The organism is Alloalcanivorax profundimaris, from assembly GCF_015265435.1.
Taxonomy (GTDB): domain Bacteria; phylum Pseudomonadota; class Gammaproteobacteria; order Pseudomonadales; family Alcanivoracaceae; genus Alloalcanivorax; species Alloalcanivorax profundimaris.
In genome coordinates this window covers 37,120-57,436 of record NZ_JABJWH010000007.1, presented here as the reverse complement: position 1 = coordinate 57,436, position 20,317 = coordinate 37,120, and the positions used below count along the sequence as shown (strand labels likewise).

The 20,317-nt window shown below is 66.2% G+C and carries 23 protein-coding genes; 10 read left to right on the top strand and 13 right to left on the bottom strand.

Annotated elements, in window-relative coordinates; translation table 11 throughout:
* The first annotated feature begins 153 nt into the window (after window positions 1–153).
* On the top strand, window positions 154–420 hold the full coding sequence (gene rpsT, locus HMJ39_RS04850) for a 30S ribosomal protein S20 (protein ID WP_194296502.1): 267 nt from the start codon (window positions 154–156) through the stop codon (window positions 418–420).
* Between the two features lie 63 nt (window positions 421–483).
* On the opposite strand, the gene proB is transcribed toward rpsT, so the two are convergent.
* From proB to rplU, 4 genes are all read right to left on the bottom strand, one after another.
* The gene (gene proB / locus HMJ39_RS04845; RefSeq protein WP_228462161.1) at window positions 484–1,596 is read right to left on the bottom strand and encodes a glutamate 5-kinase; all 1,113 of its coding nucleotides are present in this window, start codon (window positions 1,594–1,596) and stop codon (window positions 484–486) included.
* On the bottom strand, window positions 1,586–2,770 hold the full coding sequence (gene cgtA / locus HMJ39_RS04840; RefSeq protein ID WP_194296479.1) for an Obg family GTPase CgtA: 1,185 nt from the start codon (window positions 2,768–2,770) through the stop codon (window positions 1,586–1,588). The genes proB and cgtA overlap by 11 nt, the downstream gene beginning before the upstream one ends.
* 128 nt (window positions 2,771–2,898) lie before the next feature.
* Window positions 2,899–3,159: a 50S ribosomal protein L27 gene (gene rpmA / locus HMJ39_RS04835; protein WP_161385882.1), complete on the bottom strand. Its 261-nt coding sequence runs from the start codon at window positions 3,157–3,159 to the stop codon at window positions 2,899–2,901.
* Between the two features lie 26 nt (window positions 3,160–3,185).
* Entirely contained in the window at window positions 3,186–3,497 is a 312-nt protein-coding gene (gene rplU / locus HMJ39_RS04830) for a 50S ribosomal protein L21 (protein WP_194296478.1), read from the bottom strand.
* A 250-nt stretch (window positions 3,498–3,747) separates the two neighbouring features.
* On the opposite strand from rplU, the gene HMJ39_RS04825 reads away from it, so the two are divergent.
* Window positions 3,748–4,719, top strand: coding sequence for a polyprenyl synthetase family protein (locus HMJ39_RS04825; RefSeq protein ID WP_194296477.1), 972 nt, complete (start codon window positions 3,748–3,750; stop codon window positions 4,717–4,719).
* Between the two features lie 35 nt (window positions 4,720–4,754).
* Window positions 4,755–5,336, top strand: a complete 582-nt coding sequence (locus HMJ39_RS04820; RefSeq protein WP_194296476.1) for a YajG family lipoprotein — start codon at window positions 4,755–4,757, stop codon at window positions 5,334–5,336.
* Between the two features lie 7 nt (window positions 5,337–5,343).
* Here HMJ39_RS04820 and HMJ39_RS04815 read toward each other — a convergent pair whose 3' ends face one another.
* Together HMJ39_RS04815 and HMJ39_RS04810 are read right to left on the bottom strand one after the other, a co-directional pair.
* Window positions 5,344–5,532 carry a CPXCG motif-containing cysteine-rich protein gene (locus HMJ39_RS04815; RefSeq protein ID WP_161385878.1) on the bottom strand — a complete coding sequence of 63 codons (189 nt, stop codon included), beginning with the start codon at window positions 5,530–5,532 and terminating at the stop codon, window positions 5,344–5,346.
* Window positions 5,533–5,536: 4 nt separating this feature from the next.
* Window positions 5,537–5,929 (bottom strand): HIT domain-containing protein, encoded by a 393-nt coding sequence (locus HMJ39_RS04810; protein WP_194296475.1) that lies wholly within the window; start codon window positions 5,927–5,929, stop codon window positions 5,537–5,539.
* A 168-nt stretch (window positions 5,930–6,097) separates the two neighbouring features.
* Between HMJ39_RS04810 and HMJ39_RS04805 the strand changes: the two genes are divergently transcribed.
* The gene (locus tag HMJ39_RS04805; RefSeq protein WP_194296474.1) at window positions 6,098–6,487 is read left to right on the top strand and encodes an MAPEG family protein; all 390 of its coding nucleotides are present in this window, start codon (window positions 6,098–6,100) and stop codon (window positions 6,485–6,487) included.
* A 6-nt stretch (window positions 6,488–6,493) separates the two neighbouring features.
* On the opposite strand, the gene HMJ39_RS04800 is transcribed toward HMJ39_RS04805, so the two are convergent.
* Window positions 6,494–7,507 carry an AraC family transcriptional regulator gene (locus HMJ39_RS04800; RefSeq protein ID WP_194296473.1) on the bottom strand — a complete coding sequence of 338 codons (1,014 nt, stop codon included), beginning with the start codon at window positions 7,505–7,507 and terminating at the stop codon, window positions 6,494–6,496.
* Window positions 7,508–7,693: 186 nt separating this feature from the next.
* Here HMJ39_RS04800 and HMJ39_RS04795 point away from each other — a divergent pair, with 186 nt between their 5' ends.
* Together HMJ39_RS04795 and HMJ39_RS04790 are read left to right on the top strand one after the other, a co-directional pair.
* Complete coding sequence (locus HMJ39_RS04795; RefSeq protein WP_161385874.1) at window positions 7,694–8,530, top strand: SDR family oxidoreductase; 837 nt, start codon at window positions 7,694–7,696, stop codon at window positions 8,528–8,530.
* 170 nt (window positions 8,531–8,700) lie between these two features.
* Window positions 8,701–8,904 carry a hypothetical protein gene (locus tag HMJ39_RS04790; protein WP_194296472.1) on the top strand — a complete coding sequence of 68 codons (204 nt, stop codon included), beginning with the start codon at window positions 8,701–8,703 and terminating at the stop codon, window positions 8,902–8,904.
* 68 nt (window positions 8,905–8,972) lie between these two features.
* On the opposite strand, the gene HMJ39_RS04785 is transcribed toward HMJ39_RS04790, so the two are convergent.
* Window positions 8,973–9,353, bottom strand: a complete 381-nt coding sequence (locus HMJ39_RS04785; RefSeq protein ID WP_161385873.1) for a hypothetical protein — start codon at window positions 9,351–9,353, stop codon at window positions 8,973–8,975.
* A 224-nt stretch (window positions 9,354–9,577) separates the two neighbouring features.
* On the opposite strand from HMJ39_RS04785, the gene HMJ39_RS04780 reads away from it, so the two are divergent.
* Complete coding sequence (locus HMJ39_RS04780; RefSeq protein ID WP_161385872.1) at window positions 9,578–10,009, top strand: phasin family protein; 432 nt, start codon at window positions 9,578–9,580, stop codon at window positions 10,007–10,009.
* 115 nt (window positions 10,010–10,124) lie between these two features.
* Window positions 10,125–11,444: an ABC1 kinase family protein gene (locus tag HMJ39_RS04775; RefSeq protein WP_161385871.1), complete on the top strand. Its 1,320-nt coding sequence runs from the start codon at window positions 10,125–10,127 to the stop codon at window positions 11,442–11,444.
* Between the two features lie 85 nt (window positions 11,445–11,529).
* Here HMJ39_RS04775 and HMJ39_RS04770 read toward each other — a convergent pair whose 3' ends face one another.
* Window positions 11,530–12,081, bottom strand: a complete 552-nt coding sequence (locus HMJ39_RS04770) for a porin family protein (RefSeq protein ID WP_194296471.1) — start codon at window positions 12,079–12,081, stop codon at window positions 11,530–11,532.
* 132 nt (window positions 12,082–12,213) lie between these two features.
* Here HMJ39_RS04770 and HMJ39_RS04765 point away from each other — a divergent pair, with 132 nt between their 5' ends.
* Window positions 12,214–14,610, top strand: a complete 2,397-nt coding sequence (locus HMJ39_RS04765; RefSeq protein ID WP_194296470.1) for a hybrid sensor histidine kinase/response regulator — start codon at window positions 12,214–12,216, stop codon at window positions 14,608–14,610.
* Here HMJ39_RS04765 and HMJ39_RS04760 read toward each other — a convergent pair.
* The 4 genes from HMJ39_RS04760 to HMJ39_RS04745 form a co-directional block, all read right to left on the bottom strand.
* The gene (locus tag HMJ39_RS04760) at window positions 14,607–15,962 is read right to left on the bottom strand and encodes a VWA domain-containing protein (RefSeq protein ID WP_194296469.1); all 1,356 of its coding nucleotides are present in this window, start codon (window positions 15,960–15,962) and stop codon (window positions 14,607–14,609) included. The two genes, HMJ39_RS04765 and HMJ39_RS04760, sit on opposite strands and share 4 nt — an antisense overlap.
* A 3-nt stretch (window positions 15,963–15,965) precedes the next feature.
* Window positions 15,966–16,895, bottom strand: a complete 930-nt coding sequence (locus HMJ39_RS04755; protein WP_194296468.1) for an AAA family ATPase — start codon at window positions 16,893–16,895, stop codon at window positions 15,966–15,968.
* Between the two features lie 46 nt (window positions 16,896–16,941).
* Entirely contained in the window at window positions 16,942–17,292 is a 351-nt protein-coding gene (locus HMJ39_RS04750) for a putative quinol monooxygenase (protein ID WP_161385866.1), read from the bottom strand.
* A gap of 67 nt (window positions 17,293–17,359) precedes the next feature.
* Window positions 17,360–18,046: a nitroreductase gene (locus HMJ39_RS04745; protein WP_194296467.1), complete on the bottom strand. Its 687-nt coding sequence runs from the start codon at window positions 18,044–18,046 to the stop codon at window positions 17,360–17,362.
* A 184-nt stretch (window positions 18,047–18,230) separates the two neighbouring features.
* Here HMJ39_RS04745 and HMJ39_RS04740 point away from each other — a divergent pair, with 184 nt between their 5' ends.
* Window positions 18,231–20,237, top strand: a complete 2,007-nt coding sequence (locus tag HMJ39_RS04740; protein ID WP_161385864.1) for an SDR family oxidoreductase — start codon at window positions 18,231–18,233, stop codon at window positions 20,235–20,237.
* Window positions 20,238–20,317: the final 80 nt, after the last annotated feature.

Genomic DNA, 20,317 nt, shown 5'->3' with positions numbered 1-20,317 from the left:
GGCGCGACATCCATCGACCATTGACAACGCTGGCGTGGATCGGCATGATTGCGCACCTTCAAACCGGCCCACGGCATCCGTGCGTCCCGGTTTCACCGAATCAAGCAGATCGACGGCTCGTCGGTCGTCAGTCAAAAAGATAGGAGCAGGACCTTGGCTAACTCACCGCAAGCACGCAAGCGCGCGCGTCAGGCGGAATCGCGTCGTCAGCACAACGCGGCGATGCGCTCCATGGTGCGTACGTACCTCAAGAAGGTGAACGCGGCCATTGCGTCCGGCGACCAAGGCGCCGCTCAGGAAGCGTACCAGAAGGCGACCTCCGTGCTGGACAAGGCCACCCGCAAGGGCAAGTTTCACCCGAACAAGGCGGCACGCCACAAGAGCCGCCTGAACGCCAAGATCAAGGCCATGTCCGCCTGATCGATCGACGCGTTCAAAAAAACCGGCCTTCGGGCCGGTTTTTTTATGGGCGGCTGTTTTGCCTCAGCCGCGATCCAGCACCACCAGATTATCCCGGTGGATCAGCTCTTCCTCGTTCATGAAACCGAGCACATCGGCGATTTCATGGCTTTTCTTGCGGCACAGCCGGCGCGCGTCGGCGGCGTCGTAATTGACCAGGCCACAGGCCACCCGCACCCCCTGCTCGTCCTCGCAGGCCACCATCTCGCCCCGGGAAAACTGTCCGAACACATCCACCACGCCCACCGGCAGCAGGCTGGAGCCGGCCTCGCGCAGGCGCCGGGCGGCGCCGGCGTCCAGCACCAGCCGGCCACGCATGCGCAGATGGCCGGCCAGCCACTGCTTGCGGGCGTTCATCGGCGAGGTGTCCGGCATCAGAGTGGTGCCCGGCGCGCGGCCGTCGCACAGCTCGGCGAGCACCTCCGGGCGCCGCCCGGAGGCGATGGTGGTCATCGCCCCGGAGCGCGCCGCCAGGCCGGCGGCGCGCACCTTGGTGGCCATGCCGCCGCGCCCCAGGCCGGAACCGCCGCCGCCGGCCATGGCCGCGATCGCCGGATCCGAGGCACGCGCCTCGCGGATCAGTTCGGCGTCCGGATTCTGGCGCGGGTCGGCATTGAAGAGCCCCTCCTGGTCGGTGAGGATCACCAGCCGCTCCGCCTCCACCAGGTTGGCCACCAGGGCCGCCAGGGTGTCGTTGTCGCCGAAACGGATCTCGTCGGTGACCACGGTGTCGTTCTCGTTGACCACCGGCACCACCGCGAAACCCAGCAGGGTGAGCAGGGTGCTGCGCGCGTTCAGATAGCGCTTGCGGTCGGAAAGGTCGTCGTGGGTGAGCAGCACCTGGGCGGTGTGCAGGCCGTGCTTGCGGAAACAGGTCTCCCAGGCTTGCACCAGGCCCATCTGCCCCACCGCCGCCGCCGCCTGTTGCTCATGGACGGATTCCGGCCGGCGCGACCAGCCCAGACGCGTCATGCCCTCGGCCACGGCGCCGGAGGACACCACGATGGGCTCGATGCCGGCGGCGCGCAGGGCCACCATGCGGTCCACCCAGACCTGCATCAGCTCCCGGTCCAGGCCACGCCCGTCGTTGGTGAGCAGCGCGCTGCCGATCTTGATCACCCAGCGCTCAGCGCTCATAGACGATCTCCACCTCGTGGTCGTCGTCATCGTCATCATCGCCGTCATTGTCCCGGGCCGCCCGGTTAACGCGCTTGATCTCCTGGATCTTCTCCCGGGCCTCCGCCTCCAGGCGATCGCGCAGCCCGCGCTGCTCGGCGGCGTACTCCGGATCCTCCTCCTCCCGCCGACGGCGCTCCTCGATGGCGTTCATCAGCGCATAGGTGAGCTCCTCACAACCCACGCCGGCGGCGGCGGACAGCCGGAACACCGGCCCCTGCCAACCCAGCTCCCCGACGATTTCATTAACCCGCTCCTCGGCCTCCTGGTCGGGCAGCAAGTCGATCTTGTTGAACACCAGCCAGCGCTCCTGCTCGGCCAGGGCCGGTGAAAAGCGGTCCAGCTCGTCGGCGATGGCGTCGATCTGATCCGCCGGCTCGCCATCCAGGGGCGCGATGTCCACCACATGTAACAGCAGGCGGGTGCGAGCCAGGTGCTTGAGGAAACGGATGCCCAGGCCGGCGCCTTCGGCGGCGCCCTCGATCAGGCCGGGAATGTCCGCCACCACGAAGCTGCGGTGGCGGTCCACCTTCACCACGCCCAGGTTGGGCACCAGGGTGGTGAACGGGTAGTCCGCCACCTTGGGCTTGGCCGCGGAGATGGCGCGAATCAGGGTACTCTTGCCGGCGTTGGGCATGCCCAGCAGCCCCACGTCCGCCAGCACCTTGAGCTCCAGGCGCAGCCGCCGGGCCTCGCCGGGAATGCCATTGGTGGTCTTGCGCGGCGCCTGATTGACGCTGCTCTTGAAGTGCACGTTGCCGAGACCACCCCGGCCGCCCTTGGCCACCATCACGGTCTCGCCGTCGGCGGTCAGGTCCGCCAGCACCTCGTCGGTGTCCACGTCCACCACGGTGGTGCCCACCGGCACCTTGAGGAAGACGTCGTCGGCGGATTTGCCGGTCATCTGCCGGCCCTTGCCGGGCTCGCCGTTGCGCGCCTTGTAGCTGCGCTCGTAGCGGTAGTCCACCAGGGTGTTGAGGTTGCCGTCGGCGCGCACATAGACGTGACCGCCGGCGCCGCCGTCGCCGCCATCGGGACCGCCGAACTCGACGTATTTCTCGCGCCGGAAGCTCAGGCAGCCGTGGCCGCCGTTACCGGCGCGGACATCAATGGTGGCTTCGTCGACGAATTGCATGGGGCGACTCTTCAGAACAGGTGGATAGGTATTCTAGCGTAGCTTGCCGTTTGTGGCCCGCCGTCCGACAGCCACAAAAAAGCCCCGCGGGCCGAGCCTCGCGGGGCTTTTCCGTGACCCCGGAGGGATCAGGCTACCGGCTCGATCACCACGTATTTGCGAGCGAGCGGGCCCTTGGTTTCGAACTTCACGCGACCGGCTTCGGTGGCGAAGATCGTGTGGTCCTTGCCCATGCCGGCGTTCAGACCGGCGTGGAAGCGGGTGCCACGCTGACGGATGATGATTTCGCCGGCCTTGACTTCCTGACCACCGAAGCGCTTCACGCCAAGGCGTTTACTTTCGGAATCGCGACCGTTACGAGTACTACCACCGGCTTTTTTATGTGCCATGTCTCAATCCTCTATTGCGTTGCGGATCAACCCTGGATCCCGGTGATTTTCACCGCCGTGTACCACTGGCGATGGCCTTGCTGCTTGCGGGAGTGCTTACGGCGACGGAACTTCACCACCTTGATCTTCTTGTGGCGAGCCTGCTCGACCACTTCGGCGGACACCTTGGCGCCTTCCAGCAGCGGCTGGCCGACCTTCACGTCGTCGCCGTCGGCCACCAGCAGCACCTGATCGAACTCCACGGTCTCGCCGGTGGCCACTTCGATCTTCTCCACGCGCAGGGTATCACCCTCTTCGACGCGGTACTGCTTGCCACCCGTCTTGATGACTGCGTACATCTTGCTTGCTCCGGATAGATCCTCACGCGGGCGGGCGTCCATCTTGGGAAAGCCGCTTTCGGTGCCCGGGGGGATGATGAAAACAGGGTCGCGAAGTGTACGCTAACGCGGAGCGCTTCTCAAGAGGCCGGCAACGATCCCCTGGGCGGCCCTGCACGGCGGATTCACGGGCGATGGCTTTTCTTGACTGATCGGGCCCCGCTGCTAGCATTGCCCGCTGTTCACGCCCCCTTTTTTGGATACGCGCTCCATGGATTTCAAGGCCATCAGTTCCGTCGTCGGCGACGACTTCGAGGCGGTGAACCGCTTCATTGCCCACCACCTGGACACCGAGGTCCCGCTGATCCGGGAAGTGGGGGAATACATCGTCGGCTCCGGCGGCAAACGGCTGCGCCCCCTGGTGGGCCTGCTCAGCGCCCGGGCTTCCGGATACGACGGCGACCAGCACGTGGACGTGGCGGCGGTGATCGAGTTCCTGCACACCGCCACCCTGCTGCACGACGACGTGGTGGACGAATCCAGCCTGCGCCGGGGCCGGCCCACGGTGAACGCGGTGTGGGGCAACTCCGCCAGCGTGCTGGTGGGCGATTTCCTGATCTCCCGCGCCCTGCAGCTGATGGTGGCCCTGGAGGACCAGCGCCTGCTGGAAATCCTCTCCCAGAGCACCAACACCATCTCCGAGGGCGAGGTGCTGCAGCTGATCAACACCCGCGACCCGGACACCACCGAGTCCAGCTACATGCGGGTGATCCACGACAAGACCGCCAAGATGTTCGAATCCGCCGCCGAAACCGGCGCCGTGCTCGGCGCCCGCACCGGCCCGGACCGCTGCCAGGAATTCGCCACGTTCGGCCTGCACCTGGGCATCGCCTTCCAGCTGATCGACGACGTGCTGGATTACCAGGGCGACGTCAGCGAACTGGGCAAGAACGTGGGCGACGATCTGGCCGAGGGCAAACCCACCCTGCCGCTGATCTACGCCATCCAGCATGGCGCGCCCCAGCACGCCGACCTGATCAAGAGCTCGATCCGCGGCGGCGGCCTGGACCACCTGAGCGAGATCGTCGACATCGTGCGCGACTGCGGCGGCCTGAGCTACACCATCGAGCGCGCCGCCGAGCACACCGAACGGGCCCTGGACGCCCTGTCGTCGGTGCCGGAGTCCCCTTATAAGGACGCGCTGCGCCGCCTGGCGGAGGAATCCCTGCAGCGCACGTATTAAACTGGATGCACATCCTTCCGAGAATGGAGAACGGCATGAAACAGCTTCTCGTCCTGGCCGCCGCCGCCCTGCTGGCCACCGGCTGCGCGCTCAGCCCGCAACAGATCGAGGTGGCGCCCAAGCCCGAGGTGGAGGCCGCCAATCTGGGCCACAACCGCTCCGTGGAGGTGATCGCGGTGGACTCCCGCGGCCAGAAAGCGTTCGGCTCCCGAGGCGGCGTCTACAAGGACACCGCTCTGGTGCAGCCCTCCAACGACGTGCGCTCGGCCCTCGCCGATTCGGTGCGCAAGGGGTTGCAGAGCCTGGGCTTCAACGCCTTCAATCCGGGCCAGGACGCCACCACCCTGGAGGTGCGCCTGGAGAAACTGGACTACATCCCCGAGGAAGGCTCGGTGGTGAACCGGGTCAACCTGGACCTGACCCTGCTGGCCGAGGCCCGGCGTGGTGACACCACCCACACCGGCACCTACAACAGCAGCGTCGAGCACAAGCTGCCGTTCACGCCGTCGGCGGCGCGCAACCAGGAAATGGTCAACCAGATCCTCAGCCGCTCCATCGAGCGCCTGCTCAACGACCGGGAAATGATCCGCTTCCTGGCCGGCGACGACGCGCCCTGAGGCGCGTCTAGTCGTTCTCCGGGCGCGCCGTCACCTCCGGCGCGTCCGGGTCCGTCAGCGCCACCGTGAACACCAGCGGGCGGCAGCAGACGTGACAATCCTCCACGTATTCCTGATCCCCCTGGGACGGATCCACCAGGGCATCGAACCACTCCCAGCAATGCGGGCACTGCACCGGTACCGGAATCAGCTCCATCGCCCTACTCCGGCAGCCGCAGGCGGTGCAGCCACTCCGGCGCCGTGTCCACCGGCACCGGCTCGCCCTGCCCCCACACCGGCCCCGGCCAGCAAGGGTCGCCCTCGAAGCGCGCGATAACGTGCACGTGCAGCTGCGGCACCAGGTTGCCCAGCGCTCCCAGATTGATCTTGTCCGCTCCGGTGACCCGCTCCAGCTCCCCGGCCAGATGGTTCACGGTGGCCAGCAGCCGGCCCTGCTCCGGCGCCGGCAGATGATGCCATTCGCGCAGACCGTCGCGCTTGGGCACCACGATCAGCCAGGGGAAACGGGCATCGCGCATCCAGCGCATCCAGCACAGATCGGTTTCGCCCAACGCGCCGGTGTCGGCGGCCAGACGGGGGTGGAGAGTGGTCATGGTCACAAATCCGCCTTAAAAGCCCGGGGCGACGGCTGGGCAAGGGCGCCGTCGTCGCCTAAGATGATACGCAAAAAATAGCGCTTTAATAAAAGACCGGCGAACACAAAAAGGGGAGCGCCGGGCCGTTTCCAAGGATGGCGTACGATACCTGTCTGGGGGAAGTTCATGGAATGGGTAGCCATCGTTACCATCGTGGCGTTGTTGCAATGCGCCCTGTTCAGCTTCGTGGTGGGCCGCGCCCGGGTCAAATACCAGGTGCGCGCCCCGGCCGTGCACGGCCATGAAATCTTCGAACGCTGCCAGCGCGGCCACGCCAATACCGTGGAGCAACTGGTGCTGTTCCTGCCGGCACTGTGGTTGTTCGGCTGGTACCTGGAACCGCGCGCCGCGGCGGTGCTTGGCCTGGTGTTCGTGATCGGCCGGCAGCTCTACTTCAACGCCTACCTGCAGCAGCCGCGCAATCGCGGACGCGGCTTCCTGGTCGGCTTCCTGGCCACCGTGACCCTGCTGCTCGGCGGTCTGGGCGGCGCCGTCTTTCACCTTATCAACGGCTAGCGGCGGCTAACGGTAGTCGGAGGGGCTGCGGCCGGTCCAGCGACGGAAGGCGCGGGCGAAATTGGAAGCGTCGGAATAGCCCAGGGCCAGGGCGATCTCGTCCACGGAGCGGTGGCTCTGGGTGAGATACTCCACCGCCAGCCCCTTGCGCAGATCGTCCAGCAGGGTCTGGTAGCTGGTGCCCAGCTGTTGCAATTTACGCTTCAGGGTGCGCGACGACATGTGCAGCTCCGAGGCCACGTCGTCGACGCCGGGGAAGCCGCCGGAGCCGGCCAGCATGATGCGCCGCACCTGGCCGAGCAGCGCCGGCGGCGCCTTGATCTGCTCCATTTCCTGCTCGCACTGGGCGGCGGCCATCTGCGCCAGCCGCGGGTCGGCGAACCGCAGGCGCCGCTGCAGGCGCTCCACCGGAAAACGCATCTGGCTGTAGGCGCAGTCGAAGTACACCGGCACCGGGATCAAGGGCCGCAACCGCGCGAAATACGGCGGCTCCGGATAGGAGAAACGCAGCTCGCCAAGGATTTCCACATCGGGGATCAGCTGCATGGCCATGAAATGGAAGCTGGAGAACAGACTTTCCACCACCAGCGGCGCCAGGTCGCCCAAGGCCAGCATCTCGTTGACCTGCAGCACCGCCCAGTCGCCGTCGGCGAAGCTCTCCAACTGGATGATGGTGCTGCGGGTGCGGAAGAACTTCACCGCCAGCTCGATGGCGTCGCCCAGGGTTTCACTGCTCATCGCCGCGTAGCCGAGAAAGCCGTGGGACGACAGCGTCATGGACGCACCCAGCTCCCACCCCATCCAGGGTTCGCCGGTGAGCGCCAGGGCGCGCCGCGCGAAGCGATCGAACACGGCGGCGGTGAGCCGCGCCTTGGGGTCGCGCCAGCAGCCCGGTTCAATGGGCAGCCCCTCCAGGGCGCGCTCTTCCCCGATGCCGCGCCGGTCCAGAAACTCCAGCATCAACGCCAGGTATTCGGCGGAGATGGTGTAGTCCTCCGCGCTCATTTTCAGAATCGTCATACTTATTATCCCATGGCCCAATATGACCAGCCCGGGCACAAGATACCCACACCCTTCCCGCCAAGGCAAGGCCATAGCGACGGCCCCGGGCCGGAGGGGGAGTCATGGCGGCGCCTTTTGTGTATTGCCGGGCTCGGCGGCCCGTTGCTACTTTCGAGGTCTTCACACGGAACCCTCGGAGCCGCCATGAGCACCCCTTCCCTGAACGGCAAGACCCTCTTCATCACCGGCGCCAGCCGGGGCATTGGCAAGGCGATCGGCGTGCGCGCCGCCCGCGATGGCGCCAACGTGGTGCTGTTCGCCAAGACCACCGAACCGCACCCGAAGCTGCCCGGCACCCTCTACACCGCTGCGGAGGCCATCGAGGAAGCGGGCGGCACGCCGCTGGTGTGCGTGGGCGACATTCGCTACGAGGATCAGGTCCAGGCGGCCATGGACCAGGCCCGGGAGGCCTTCGGCGGCGTCGACATCCTGGTCAACAACGCCAGCGCCATCGCCTTGACGCCCACCGAAGCCACCTCCATGAAGTCCTATGACCTGATGCACCGGATCAACACCCGGGGCACCTTTCTGGCCAGCAAGCTGTGCCTGCCGCTGCTGCGCGAAGCGGACAACCCGCACATCCTCAACCTGTCGCCGCCGCTCAACCTGAACCCGGCCTGGTTTGGCCGGCACCTGGCCTACACCATGGCCAAGTACGGCATGAGCCTGTGCGTGCTGGGCATGGCCGACGAATACGCCGGCAAGGTGGCGGTGAACGCCCTTTGGCCGCGCACCGCCATCAACACGGCGGCGGTGCGCAACCACCTGGGCGGTGAGATGGCGGTGCGCGCCTGCCGCCAGCCGGAGATCATGGCCGACGCGGCGCACTGGATCCTGACCCGTCCGCACACGGAGTACACCGGCCGTTTCTTCATCGACGACGAGGCGCTGCGCGAAGCCGGCGTCACCGACCTGAGCCGCTACAAGGTGGACCCGAGCCTCTCCGAGGACCAGTTGCTGCCGGACTTCTTTCTGGACTGATCAGGGCAGCGAACTGACAACCTGGGTCACATCCTGCCAAGGCGCGCCGGCACCCACGCTCGGCGCGTTTTTTCGGCTAGCCGCCAACTCATTGATTTTTATATGAAAAAAAGGAGCCATGGAATGGCACGATTCTGGCTTTGCCGATGGTGCGCAAAGGGATGGTCACCATGAGCAAAATCATCAGAATGGAAAAACGGCACCCGGAAACGGCCCTGGAGAACCTGAACCGGCTTACCGGACTGGACTTCCAGGCGTGGCCGGAATCCCTGCTGGAAACAGGTGAGGACGTGGTCGCCGACAATCTCGACGACCCGTCCCGGCCCGAGGGGGGAAGCCTGGCGTGCCGGCGCGTGGCCGATAACGGCCGCTAACCGGCTGGCGGGCCCCGGGGGAAGGAAGGGGCCCGCCCCGCGGCTTGCCGGGAAGATCCGGCCGCCGGCTAGTAGTTGGAGATCAACTTGTCCTGGGGGCGCAGTGCCGTGCCACGACGCTGCATGTACAGCTCTTCCACCACGTAACGCATGCCCGGATCGGACAGTCGCAGGGAAATCTGCACCTGCTCCACGCTATCGGTGAAGCGAAGCCGCACCAGCCCCGACAGCAGCGCGCTGCCGTCGCCTTTCACTTCCGCGGCATCCACCAGCACCGCCTGGTCGTTCTTGGTGTCCAGGTAACGCACCAGCAACTGAACCCGCCCCGGCTCCCCGGAGACCCGGGTCCAGGCCGCCACGTTGAATTCCGCATCCCACTGCCGCGCGCGGGCCGGTCGCCCATCCGCCCAAATCCGGCTGGGCACCTTGGCGATGAATTTCTCGATCATGAATTCGTATCTCGGCCGATTGGTACTTTCCTATGGAGTGTACGGGGCCGGGCCCGGTTCCCGCCACGTTCAAATTGGCGTCACCGCTGGGAGCTCCATCACAGGCTGCCCAATTCATGGCGGCCAGCCATGTTCAATTGTTCGACAATGATCGCGCACAGCCGTCTCTTTCGCCCGTATCGTTCGTCATGAACAGATTAGCGAAGACGCTAAGGAGGTACATCATGGGTGAACTGAAAGACTTGCGTGAAGAACAGGACAAGCTGCTGAGCCGCGTCAAGGACTTCGGCAACAAGCTCTATCTGGCCGGCCTGGGCGCCTACAGCAAGGCCGGAGACGGCTCCGAGGAGCTCTACGAGGAATACGTGAAGGCGGGCACCGAGGCCTATGGCGACGACGCCGAGGGCAAATCCAAGGTGCTGCTGGCCGGTCGCGGCTTCGCGGTCCGCGCCCGGGCGCTCATCGATGAAGCGCCGCGCAAGCGCCAGGAACTCTACGAACAATGCATCAGCACGGGTAAGGAAGCCCGTGGCGAGAAAGCCGAATCCAGCAACGAATTCGTGCTGGCCGGCCTGGGCGCCGTGACCACCGCCCGCGAGCAGAGCCGCAAGCTGTTCGACGAGCTGGTCAGCGCCGGCGAGAAACAGCGCGCCTGATTCGAACCACCGTTTTTTCTGCCTACTCTCCTTTGGCGGGGCCCTGATCGGGCCCCTTTTTTTGCGCGCGTGGCGGCGCTAGGCTTGCTGAATTCCCATCAGCAGCGAGCGAACCATGGCCAAACGCCGTGACCGGGCCGCCACCGGCGGCCGTTTCTGGAAACTCACCGGCATGACCACCTCCATCGCCACCCGGGTGGCCGGCCAGCAGGTGCGCGGCTGGTTTCAATCGGCGGAGGACCGGCAGAGCAGCCGCGAGGAACTGATGCGCCACATCGGCCGGGAGGTGGCCGCCACCCTGGGTCAGATGAAAGGGGCGGTAATGAAGGTGGGCCAGATCGCCTCGCAGATGCAGGACGTGCTGCCCCGGGAGATCAGCGAACAGCTGGCGGTGCTGCAGAATGCCTCGGCGCCGATGCCCTTCCACGTGATCCGGCGCCAGCTGGAGCGGGAGCTGGGCGGCCCGGTGGCGGAGCACTTCCAGGACTTTCAGGAAACCCCGTTCGCCGCCGCCTCCATCGGCCAGGTCCACCGCGCCACCACCCTCGACGGCGAGGAGGTGGTGGTCAAGGTGCAGTACCCGGCGGTAAAGGCGTCCATCGATTCGGACATGAAGCACCTCAAGCGCATTCTCAAACTGGGCAGCCTGCTGCGCGTGGACGAGCGCGCCCTGGACGCGGTGTTTGCCGAAATCCGCCAGCAACTGGACGAAGAGCTGGACTACCACCAGGAGGCGGCGAACCTGAACCTGTTCCGGGATTTCCACCGCGACGATCCGGACGTGGTGATCCCGCGGGTATTTCCTTCCCTGTCCGGCACCACCGTGCTGACCCTGAGCCTGGAGGAAGGCACGCCCCTGGAGCAGGTCGACGACGCCCACGGCTTCGATCAGGCCCTGCGCAACCGCCTCGGCGAGCGGCTGTTCGACCTGCTTGCCCGGCAGATTTTCCAGCTGCACGCGGTGCATTGCGATCCGCACCCGGGCAATTTCGCGTTCCGTCGGGACGGCGGCATCGTGTTCTACGACTTCGGCGCGGTGAAACGCCTGCCCGAGGAGGACGTGACGCTGATGGCGGCGCTCACCGGCGCCGCCCTGGAGCGGGACTGGGACCGGCTCGACCGGGCCCTGGTGGAAATCGGCGCCCGCCGCGAGGACGCCACGGTGCCGGACGGCTTCTACGAGGCCTGGGTGCCGGTGCTGCTGCAGGGCATCGCCGATACGCCGTTCGACTTCCGCACCGCGCGGCTACACCAGGACGTGATGAAGCAGGCCCGGGCCACCGCCTGGGAGGACATGCTGAAATTCCAGCCCAGCTCGCGGACCTTGCTGGTGCAGCGGGTGGTGGGCGGCCACTACTGGACCATGAAGAACCTGGGGGTGGCCAGCGCGCTGCGGCCGCGCCTGGAACGGATCCTCCGGGAACGGGCCGCCTGAACATGAAAACGCCGGCTTGAAAGCCGGCGCGGGTCGCCATCCCTGGCGGATCGGGGCGTCCTTCGCCCCCGGATCGGATCGCGGATCAGAACGCGGAGCGCAGGCCCACGCTGATACCGGAAATTTCCTCTTCGTCCTGATCGTAGTAGCGCATGTACTCCAGGTTGGCGCCCACGGTATCGGTCAGGTTGAAGTCGATGCCGGCACCGTAGGATTCACCTTCGTAGTGCTCGTCATCGTCCACGGAGTAGTCGATGCCGGCCACGGAGCCCTCGGCTTTCACGGTGCCCTTGAGTTTGGTGTAACCGCCGATGATGTAGGGGTGAACGGACTCGGCCAGCGGCGCGGACAGTTTCACGTAGCCGCCATACATATTGTCCAGCTCGAAGTCGACGATGCCTTGGGAATCTTCTTCGAAGCCCATGCCACCGCGCGCTTCCAGCCCGATGTAGTCATTGAACTCAATACCGGCACGCAGAACGGCGGCGTCGATTTTCAGAGTATCGCTATCGTACTCATCGTTGTCGTACTGGAACTGGCTGTAGTTCGCGCCGATGTACGGTCCCGCCGCGAAGGCGCCGCCGGCCACCAGGGAACAGGACAGTACCATTACCTTGCCCAGAATCTTGACCTTCATTTGCGTCTCCTTTTGCGTGTGAAGTCATCAGTTTGAAACAGGGTACTTGGCCTCGTTCCAGAACCCCCGTTAAATACGGTAAAAGCAACGTGATAATAATCACATTCGGCGAGCAGCCACCGGGAAGGGTGAATGAAGCGTTCTATCAAGGCGGCGGGGTTTCTGATCGGGTTGCTGCTGGTGCTGTGCACCAGCGTTCAGGCCAACACCCTGACACTGGGTGACCAGGCTTACTACGACGCGGCGCCGGAGCTGCGCTGGCTGGACGGCGGTGGCCGGGAACTGACACCGGAGCAGGCCCTGGGGCGGCTGCGCGACGGCCAGGGGCAGCGTCTGTCGGACAGCTATCCGACCCTGGGTTTCCGCCAGGGAGACCAGTGGCTGCTGCTGCCGCTGGCTAACCGCTCCGGGCTGGACCTGTGGTACCTGCGCGCCGCCCGCCCGCATCTGGATCATTTGGACCTGTACGTGTTCGACCAGGACGGGCGACGCCTGAATCACTGGCGCAGCGGCGACCGGGTGCCCTTCGCCGAGCGGCCCCTGCCCCATTACCAGATGGTGTTTCCCCTGGTAATCCCGGAAGGCGCCCGGTGGTGGCTGCTGTTCCAGGCCCGGGGCGAGAACGTCATCGACTTCCCGCTGACGATCCGCTCCCCGGACGACTTCAACCAACTGGACGGCCGCCTGAACCTGTTCCACGGGTTCTACTTCGGCGCCGTGGCGATTCTGTGCCTGTTCAACCTGCTGATCTTTTTGTCCATCCGCGAACCCAGCTATCTGCACTATGTGCTGTATCTGGGCACCTTCGGCCTCAATCTGTTCGCCCGCGAGGGGCTTGCCTTCCAGTGGCTGTGGCCCGGCGCGCCGCAGTGGAACCACCACAGCCTGACGGTACTGAACCTGCTCACCCTGGCCTTTTCCATGGTGTTTTCGTGCTCTTTCCTGGAGCTGCGCCAGCGCGCACCGGCCCTCAACCGGGCCCTGCTGGGCAGCGCCGTGGGGCTGATGGTGCTGGCGCCGATCTCCCTGCTGAACTTCGATTTCTTCATCCAGTTTTCCTCGGCCATCGTGCTGCCCTGGCCGTTCATCGCCACCGGCCTGGCCCTGTGGCTGGTGGGCCGGGGCTACCGCCCGGCGCTGTTCTTCCTGATCGCCTTCGCCGCCGTGGCGGTGACCTCGGTGATCTACATCCTCAAGACCTTCAATCTGATCCCCGGCCACTGGCTGATCGAGAACGCCTTCCAGCTGGGCATCCTGATCGAGGCCCTGTTGCTGTCCTTCGCCCTGGCCCACCGGATGACCACCCTGAAAACCGAGAATGATCGCATCCAGCGCGAGGCCACCGAGGTGCTGGAACGGCGCGTGGAGGAACGCACCCGGGAGCTGAACGCCGCGCTCAGTGCCCGGGGCGAATTCCTGGCGGTGATGAGCCACGAGATCCGCACGCCGCTGAACAGCATGATCGGCACCGTGGACATGCTTCGCGACACGCCGCTCAATGACGATCAGCGCCGCCATCTGCACGTCATCGAGCAATCCGGCACCGCTCTCACCAACCTGATCGACGACGTGCTCGACTATTCCCGGCTGGACGCCGGCAAGATGCCCATCGATCAAACGCCCTTCGACCTGCCCACCCTGGTCCGCGACTGCGCTCATCTGTTCGAGCACCGCGCCCGGCTCCAGGCCAGCGAGCTGCGCCTGACCCTGTCCCCGGAGCTGGGTGAGTACTGCATCGGCGACCCGGTACGGCTGCGCCAGATCCTGGTCAACCTGATCGGCAACGCGGTCAAGTTCACCCACGACGGCGCCATCGACGTCAGCGTGCGCCGCGAGGAGGCCAACCGGGATTACGTCCTGTTCGAGGTGCGCGACACCGGCATCGGCATCGCCGCCGATCAACTGGAGCACCTGTTCGGCTACTTCCAGCAGAGCAATCCGGTGCCACGCCGCCCCCAGGGCGGCAGCGGCCTGGGGCTGGCGATCTGCCGCCAGTTGGTGGAGATCATGGGCGGCGAGATCGGCGTGGAAAGCGCGCTGCACAGCGGCTCGCTGTTCTGGTTCCGGCTGCCGCTGCCGCCCGGCGAGCCCAGCCAGGAGGAAGCCGCGCCGGCCACCGAGGCACAAGGGCCCGGCGCCCACCTGCTGATTGTCGATGACAATCACGTCAACCTGCTGGTGGCGGAGGGGCTGTGCCGAAAGCTCGGCCATGAATGCGAAACCGCGGAGAGCGGCACCGAGGCCCTGGCCACCCTGCTGGCGCGGCCGGACGGCTTCGATCTGGTGCTGATGGATTGCGAGATGCCGGACATGGATGGCTTCGAGACCACCCGGGCGATCCAGCGCCTGCAGCGCGAGGGGCGCCTGCCGGTGATTCCGGTGATCGCGCTCACCGCCCACGCGGTGCCGGAGAAGATCGCCGCCTGCCACGATTCCGGCATGGTCGGCCACATCGCCAAGCCGGTGAACCTGGCGCGCCTTAACCAGGCGCTCAGCGCCGCCCTGGACGGCATCGCCAACAGCCGCTAATCGAGCCGGCGCAGCAGCTCGTCGGTGAACCGGCTCAGGTCGTTGAGCGACGCGCAGCGGCGCGCCGCGCGGCAGTAGGGCTGGTAACGGGCCATGATGGCGTCGCCGCTGTTCCAGCGCGACGGCGGCTCGGGATTGAGCCAGAACACCTGCCGGGCTCGGCGGGCGATGTCCGCCAGGTGGCGCTCGCCGGCGGGCAGGTCGTTGTTGCGGGCGTCCCCGAGGATGATCACCGTGGTCTGGCGGTCGATCTCGCCCCGGCAGCGGGCCTCCAGTTCCTGGAACATGGTGCCGTAATCGGTGCCGCTACCGGACACCCGGTCCAGGATCCGCCCCACCGCCACCTCCGGCGCATAGCGGTCGAAATCCTCGGTAACTTCGTCGAAGCGGGCGGCGAAGGCGAAGCTGCGCACCCGGGGCAGCACATCGGTCATGGCGTACAGGAACTGCAGCAGGAACCGGGCGGCGTCGCGCACCGAGCTGGATACGTCGCAAACCACCAGCACCTTGGCCTTGAGCCGGCGCCGCTGGCGCCAGTGCAGCTCCACCGGCACGGCGTTGTAGCGCAGGCTGGAGGCCAGGGTGCGGCGGGCGTCGAGGGCACCGCGCCGGGCCTTTTTCTGGCGGCGCTGATGGCTGCGGGCCAGGCGCCGGGCCAGCCGCCGCACCAGCTCCTGCACCTGCTGGAACTCGCGCAGTTCGCGAAACGGCGCCGCCCGCAGGGTATGTTCGCGCAGGGCCCGACCGTGGGCCCGGCCGTGCAACTCGAACTGCCGCCGCACATGGGCCAGGGCCCGCTCCCGAACCTGGCTACGCCAGTCCCGGAGCTGTTCGGCGCGACGCTGGTCGGCGCCCCGTGGCGAGGCATCCAGACGCAGGATCTCATCGTCCACCGCGCCCATGCCCATGTTCATCAGCAGGCGGCGGGCGTAAAGGCCCTGCTGGGTGATGACCTGCATGGCGGTGAAATCGATCCGGGCGGCGGCCTCGGCCAGGGTCTGATCAAGCCGCGAAGGGTCCTGGGCGGCGAGCGCGGCGGCGGCCGGCTCCAGCCCCTCGCCACCGCCCTCCTCGGCGGACGGCGCCGCCGGGACCGGGTCGCTGCTGTCGCCGTCGCTGCCGTCGGCGTCGGCGTCCTCGAAATGGAAGAACGCCTCGAAGCAGGCGTCGAAGTCCGGCCGCTCCGCCTGGCTTTTCACCAGGGTCAGCGCCAGGGTCTCGCGAAACCGGTCACGGGGGTGATAGCCGAGCAGCGCGGCGGCGCGGAATGCCTCTTCCGCCTCCACCGGCGATACCCGGACGCCGGCGCCCCGCAGGGCCCGGACGAATTCATGCAGGCGCCGGGCGGCCATGGCTCAGGGCGCGCCGCGCCGGCGGAACCAGTGTGGCAGCAGGTCCCGGGCCAGCTCCGCGTCCTGTTCGTTCTTGAGCACCAGGGTCAGGGTCTGCTCCACCAGCTCCGGCTCCAGGCTGTCGGCGTGCAGCAGCACCAGGGCCCGGGCCCAGTCCAGGCTTTCCGAGACCGCCGGCAGCTTCTTCATGTCCTGCTCGCGCAGGTACTGGATGAAGTCCACCAGTTGCTCGCGCAGTTCCGCGTCCAGTTCCGGCACGCGCTCGGCCAGAATGCGCTGCTCCAGAGCCGCGTCCGGGTAGGGGATGTAGAGGTGCAGACAGCGCCGCTTGAGGGCGTCGGACAGCTCCCGCTGGTCGTTGCTGGTGAGGAACACCAGGGGCTGATGGCGGGCGCGCACCGTGCCCATCTCCGGGATCGAGATCTGGAAGTCCGAGAGCAGTTCCAGCAGGAAGGCCTCGAACTCCTGGTCCGCCTTGTCGATCTCGTCGATCAGCAGCACCACCGGTTCCTCGGCGCGCAAGGCGCGCAGCAACGGCCGCGGCTCCAGGAAGGTCTCGCTGTAGAAGGCGTCGCCCAGATCACCCAGGCGGTGCATGCTCTGCTCCAGGCTCTCGGTGTCCGCCAGCACCCCGCTGAGCTTGTCGCGCAACAGCTGGGTGTAGAGCAACTGCTTGCCGTATTTCCATTCGTACAGGGCGCGGCTCTCGTCCAGGCCCTCGTAGCATTGCAGCCGGATCAGCGGCGCTTCCAGGAAGCCGGCGGCGGCCTTGGCCAGCTCGGTCTTGCCGACCCCCGGGGGGCCTTCCACCAGCACCGGCTTGTGCAGCTGGGCGGCCAGGTACACCGCCAGGGCGGTGCGCTGGTCGCAGATGTAGCCCTGGCGGGCGAAGCTTTGCGTGACGTCGTCGACGGAATCGATCCGCGTTTTCATGGGAAGCCGCCCCTCGGCCGGTTCATGGTTTCAGTGCAGGGTGGTCTCAGTGCAGCGTGGTGCCGTCGGCGAGGGTGGTGACCGTCTGGCCGGCCGGGGCCTCCTCGCCGTCCTCGGTGACATCGAAGTGCAGCGAATGCACCTCGCCGTCGATCATGTCCGGGATGCGGTCCAGGAAATCGTCCAGGTAGTCGGACTCGAAGTGCCGCTCCAGGGCGTCCAGATCGGTCCACTGCTGCCAGAGCATGATCACCCGCGGCGAATCCGCCTTCAGATACACCTCGTAGGACAGGCACCCTTCCTCGTCGCGCGCCTGGCGTGCCAGATGCTGGGCAAGCGCCACCGCGCTCTCGCGCAGGTTGTCGCGGACCGGAATCAAACCTTTGACAATGACCATACTGCTCTTTGGGGGACGGGGAATGAACCCGGCAGTATAGCATGAAAGCGCTCCCCGGTCCGCCCGCTCAGAGGCCCGCCTTGAAGGTCACCGAGTCACCCAGGGGCGCGCGGCCGACCCGGGTACGGTTGGCGGCCACGCTCTCGTCCTCGTAGCCGAAGCTGATGCCCACCAGGATGGCGGTGCTGTCCGGCTCGCCGAACACCTCCCGCACATCGTTGGGGTAGTAGCGCATGCTGCCCTGGGCACAGCTACCCAGCCCATGGGCGGTCATGGCCAGCATCAGCGACTGGATGTACATGCCCACGTCCAGGGCCACGGTGGGGCCGAAGGTCCGCTCCATGCCGATGAATACCACGTGGGGCGCGTCGAACAGCTCGAAATTGCGCAGCTGGGCGCGCAGGCGGCCGGGCTTGTCGTCCCGGGCGATGCCCATGTTGTTGTACAGCTCCACCGCGCAGTCCACCTGGCGCTGCCGGTAGACGCCCTCGAACTTGCCGGCGTTGGGCTCGAAATCCGGCTCCATGGGCACGCCGGCGGAGACCTTCTCGACCATGCGCCGGCGCAGTTCGCCACGGGTTTCGCCGGAGGCCACGAACACCTTCCAGGGCTGGATATTGCAATTGGAAGGCGCCAGCTGCGCCAGCCCGAACACCTCGCGCAGCACCTCCTCGGGGACCGGCTTGTCCAGGAAGCCGCGCACCGAACGGCGCCGGCGCATGGCCTCGGCCAGGGAAACGGATTCAGGGTTCATGGGCATCCTTTTGTTCTTGAATTAAAAATGGAATGGAATTCCATCCTATCCATTCGCGGCCAAAGTACAACCACGCCGTCGCGGCGGCCCTGGTCCTTTCCGCGACGAGAGCGCATCATCGACGGGGACACACAGCAACGTGGCCGCGTGCCGCCAGGGAAGTCGACATAACAAGGGGAATTCCATGAACTACTTCGTCACCGGAGCCACCGGTTTCATCGGCCGCTTTCTGGTCGCCCGCCTGCTCAAGCGCGACAACGCCCGGGTGTTCGCGCTGGTCCGGCCGGGTTCGGAGTACAAGCTGGACGCCATGCGCCGCCGGCTGTGCGTGGAGGAAAACAGGCTGGTCGCCATCAGCGGCGACCTGACCAAGAAGCTGCTGGGCGTGAGCAAACGGGACCAGGACGACCTGGTGGGCCAGATCGACCATTTCTTCCACCTGGCCGCCATCTACGACATCAGCGCCGACGAGAACAGCCAGCGCTACATCAATATCGAGGGCACCCGCCATACCCTGAAGCTGGCCGAGAAGCTGGACGCCAAATGCTTCCACCATGTTTCTTCCGTGGCCGCCGGCGGGCTCTACGACGGCACCTTCACCGAGGACATGTTCGAGGAAGCCGAGGGCCTGGACGATCCCTACCTGCTCACCAAGCACGAGGCGGAAGCCCTGGTGCGCCACGAGAGCCGCATTCCATGGCGCATCTACCGACCTTCCCTGGTGGTGGGCCACTCCCAGACCGGCGAGATGGACAAGGTCGACGGCCCCTACTACTTCTTCAAGCTGATTCAGAAACTGAAGGACTTCCTGCCCAACTGGATTCCGCTGGTGGGCCTGGAAAGCGGCCACTTCAACATCGTACCGGTGGACTACGTGGCCGACGCGCTGGACCACATCGCCCACCAGAAGGAAGGCAACGGCCACTGCTTCCACCTCACCGCCGACCGCAGCTACAACTTCGGCGAGGTGATGGACATCATCGCCAGCGCCGCCCAGGCGCCGCGCATGCCGGTGCGGCTGGACGGCAAGGTATTCGACGCGGTGCCCGGTTTCGTGCGCAAGGGGGTCAGCGCCCTGACCCCGCGCCTGCTGGTGAACCAGACCCTGGAGAACCTGGACATTCCCCCTTCGGTGATCAAGTTCCTCACCTTCCCCACCGAGTACGACAACCAGCGCGCCCGGGCCGCCCTGGAAGGCAGCGGCATCGAAGTGCCGGAGCTGGAGAGCTACATCCAGCAGCTGTGGGATTTCTGGGAAAACCACCTGGACCCGGACCGGGACAGCCGCGAGGACGAACTGCAGCCGATGCCTTCGCTGCCGGAGCGGGTGGAGGACAAGATCGTGCTGATCACCGGCGCCACCTCCGGCATCGGCAAGGCGTCCGCCCTGAAGCTGGCCCGCGCCGGTGCCACCGTGCTGGTGGTGGCGCGCACGCCGGAGAAGCTGGAGGAGACCCTGCACGAGATCAAGCAGCTCGGTGGCACCGCCCACGCCTACCGCTGCGACGTCTCCAAGATGGAGTCCGTGGACGAACTGGTGGAGCAGGTACTGGCCGATTACGGCCGAGTGGACATCCTGGTCAACAACGCCGGCCACTCGATCCGCCGCTCCGTGGTGCATTCGTTCAACCGCTTCCACGATTTCCAGCGCACCATGCAACTCAACTACTTCGGCGCGCTGCGGCTGATCATGAAGCTGATGCCAGGGATGGTGGAGCGCGGCTTCGGCCATGTGATCAATATTTCCAGCATCGGCGTGCTCACCAACGCGCCGCGCTTCTCCGCCTACGTGGCCTCCAAGGCGGCGCTGGATTCGTTCACCCGCTGCGCCGCCAGCGAACTGGCCCACCAGGGCATCCACTTCACCACCATCAACATGCCGCTGGTGCGCACGCCCATGATCGCGCCCACCAAGCTCTACAACCACGTGCCCACCATCAGCCCCAACCAGGCGGCGGACATGATCTGCGAAGCCATCGTGCGGCGCCCCAAACGGATCGCCACCAGCCTGGGCGTGCTCGGCCAGGTTATGCACTTCATCACCCCCAAGGTCACCGAGACGATCATGAACACCGGTTACAAGATTTTCTCGGACTCCGCCGCCGCCATGGGCCGGCGCGAGGCCACGCCGAAGAAAATCAGCCGCGAGCAGGCCGCCTTCTCCCGGCTGTTCAAGGGAATTCACTGGTAGGCCGCCCGAACGACGAGCAAAAAAAAGGCCCCGCCAGAGCGGGGCCGAGTGTCCGGTGTTTTCCGGAAGCATACGCAGCG

Excerpts from the sequence above, each read along its gene's own strand:
- HMJ39_RS04775 (WP_161385871.1), top strand. The coding sequence starts at position 10,125 with ATGGCCAAACGCCGTGACCGGGCCGCCACCGGCGGCCGTTTCTGGAAA.
- HMJ39_RS04805 (WP_194296474.1), top strand. The coding sequence starts at position 6,098 with ATGGAATGGGTAGCCATCGTTACCATCGTGGCGTTGTTGCAATGCGCC.
- HMJ39_RS04800 (WP_194296473.1), bottom strand. The coding sequence starts at position 7,507 with ATGACGATTCTGAAAATGAGCGCGGAGGACTACACCATCTCCGCCGAA.
- HMJ39_RS04740 (WP_161385864.1), top strand. The coding sequence starts at position 18,231 with ATGAACTACTTCGTCACCGGAGCCACCGGTTTCATCGGCCGCTTTCTG.
- proB (WP_228462161.1), bottom strand. The coding sequence starts at position 1,596 with ATGAGCGCTGAGCGCTGGGTGATCAAGATCGGCAGCGCGCTGCTCACC.
- rpmA (WP_161385882.1), bottom strand. The coding sequence starts at position 3,159 with ATGGCACATAAAAAAGCCGGTGGTAGTACTCGTAACGGTCGCGATTCC.
- HMJ39_RS04750 (WP_161385866.1), bottom strand. The coding sequence starts at position 17,292 with ATGGTCATTGTCAAAGGTTTGATTCCGGTCCGCGACAACCTGCGCGAG.
- HMJ39_RS04755 (WP_194296468.1), bottom strand. The coding sequence starts at position 16,895 with ATGAAAACGCGGATCGATTCCGTCGACGACGTCACGCAAAGCTTCGCC.
- HMJ39_RS04770 (WP_194296471.1), bottom strand. The coding sequence starts at position 12,081 with ATGAAGGTCAAGATTCTGGGCAAGGTAATGGTACTGTCCTGTTCCCTG.
- cgtA (WP_194296479.1), bottom strand. The coding sequence starts at position 2,770 with ATGCAATTCGTCGACGAAGCCACCATTGATGTCCGCGCCGGTAACGGC.
- HMJ39_RS04825 (WP_194296477.1), top strand. The coding sequence starts at position 3,748 with ATGGATTTCAAGGCCATCAGTTCCGTCGTCGGCGACGACTTCGAGGCG.
- HMJ39_RS04745 (WP_194296467.1), bottom strand. The coding sequence starts at position 18,046 with ATGAACCCTGAATCCGTTTCCCTGGCCGAGGCCATGCGCCGGCGCCGT.
- HMJ39_RS04785 (WP_161385873.1), bottom strand. The coding sequence starts at position 9,353 with ATGATCGAGAAATTCATCGCCAAGGTGCCCAGCCGGATTTGGGCGGAT.
- rplU (WP_194296478.1), bottom strand. The coding sequence starts at position 3,497 with ATGTACGCAGTCATCAAGACGGGTGGCAAGCAGTACCGCGTCGAAGAG.
- HMJ39_RS04760 (WP_194296469.1), bottom strand. The coding sequence starts at position 15,962 with ATGGCCGCCCGGCGCCTGCATGAATTCGTCCGGGCCCTGCGGGGCGCC.
- HMJ39_RS04810 (WP_194296475.1), bottom strand. The coding sequence starts at position 5,929 with ATGACCACTCTCCACCCCCGTCTGGCCGCCGACACCGGCGCGTTGGGC.
- HMJ39_RS04780 (WP_161385872.1), top strand. The coding sequence starts at position 9,578 with ATGGGTGAACTGAAAGACTTGCGTGAAGAACAGGACAAGCTGCTGAGC.
- HMJ39_RS04815 (WP_161385878.1), bottom strand. The coding sequence starts at position 5,532 with ATGGAGCTGATTCCGGTACCGGTGCAGTGCCCGCATTGCTGGGAGTGG.
- HMJ39_RS04795 (WP_161385874.1), top strand. The coding sequence starts at position 7,694 with ATGAGCACCCCTTCCCTGAACGGCAAGACCCTCTTCATCACCGGCGCC.
- HMJ39_RS04820 (WP_194296476.1), top strand. The coding sequence starts at position 4,755 with ATGAAACAGCTTCTCGTCCTGGCCGCCGCCGCCCTGCTGGCCACCGGC.
- HMJ39_RS04790 (WP_194296472.1), top strand. The coding sequence starts at position 8,701 with ATGAGCAAAATCATCAGAATGGAAAAACGGCACCCGGAAACGGCCCTG.
- HMJ39_RS04765 (WP_194296470.1), top strand. The coding sequence starts at position 12,214 with ATGAAGCGTTCTATCAAGGCGGCGGGGTTTCTGATCGGGTTGCTGCTG.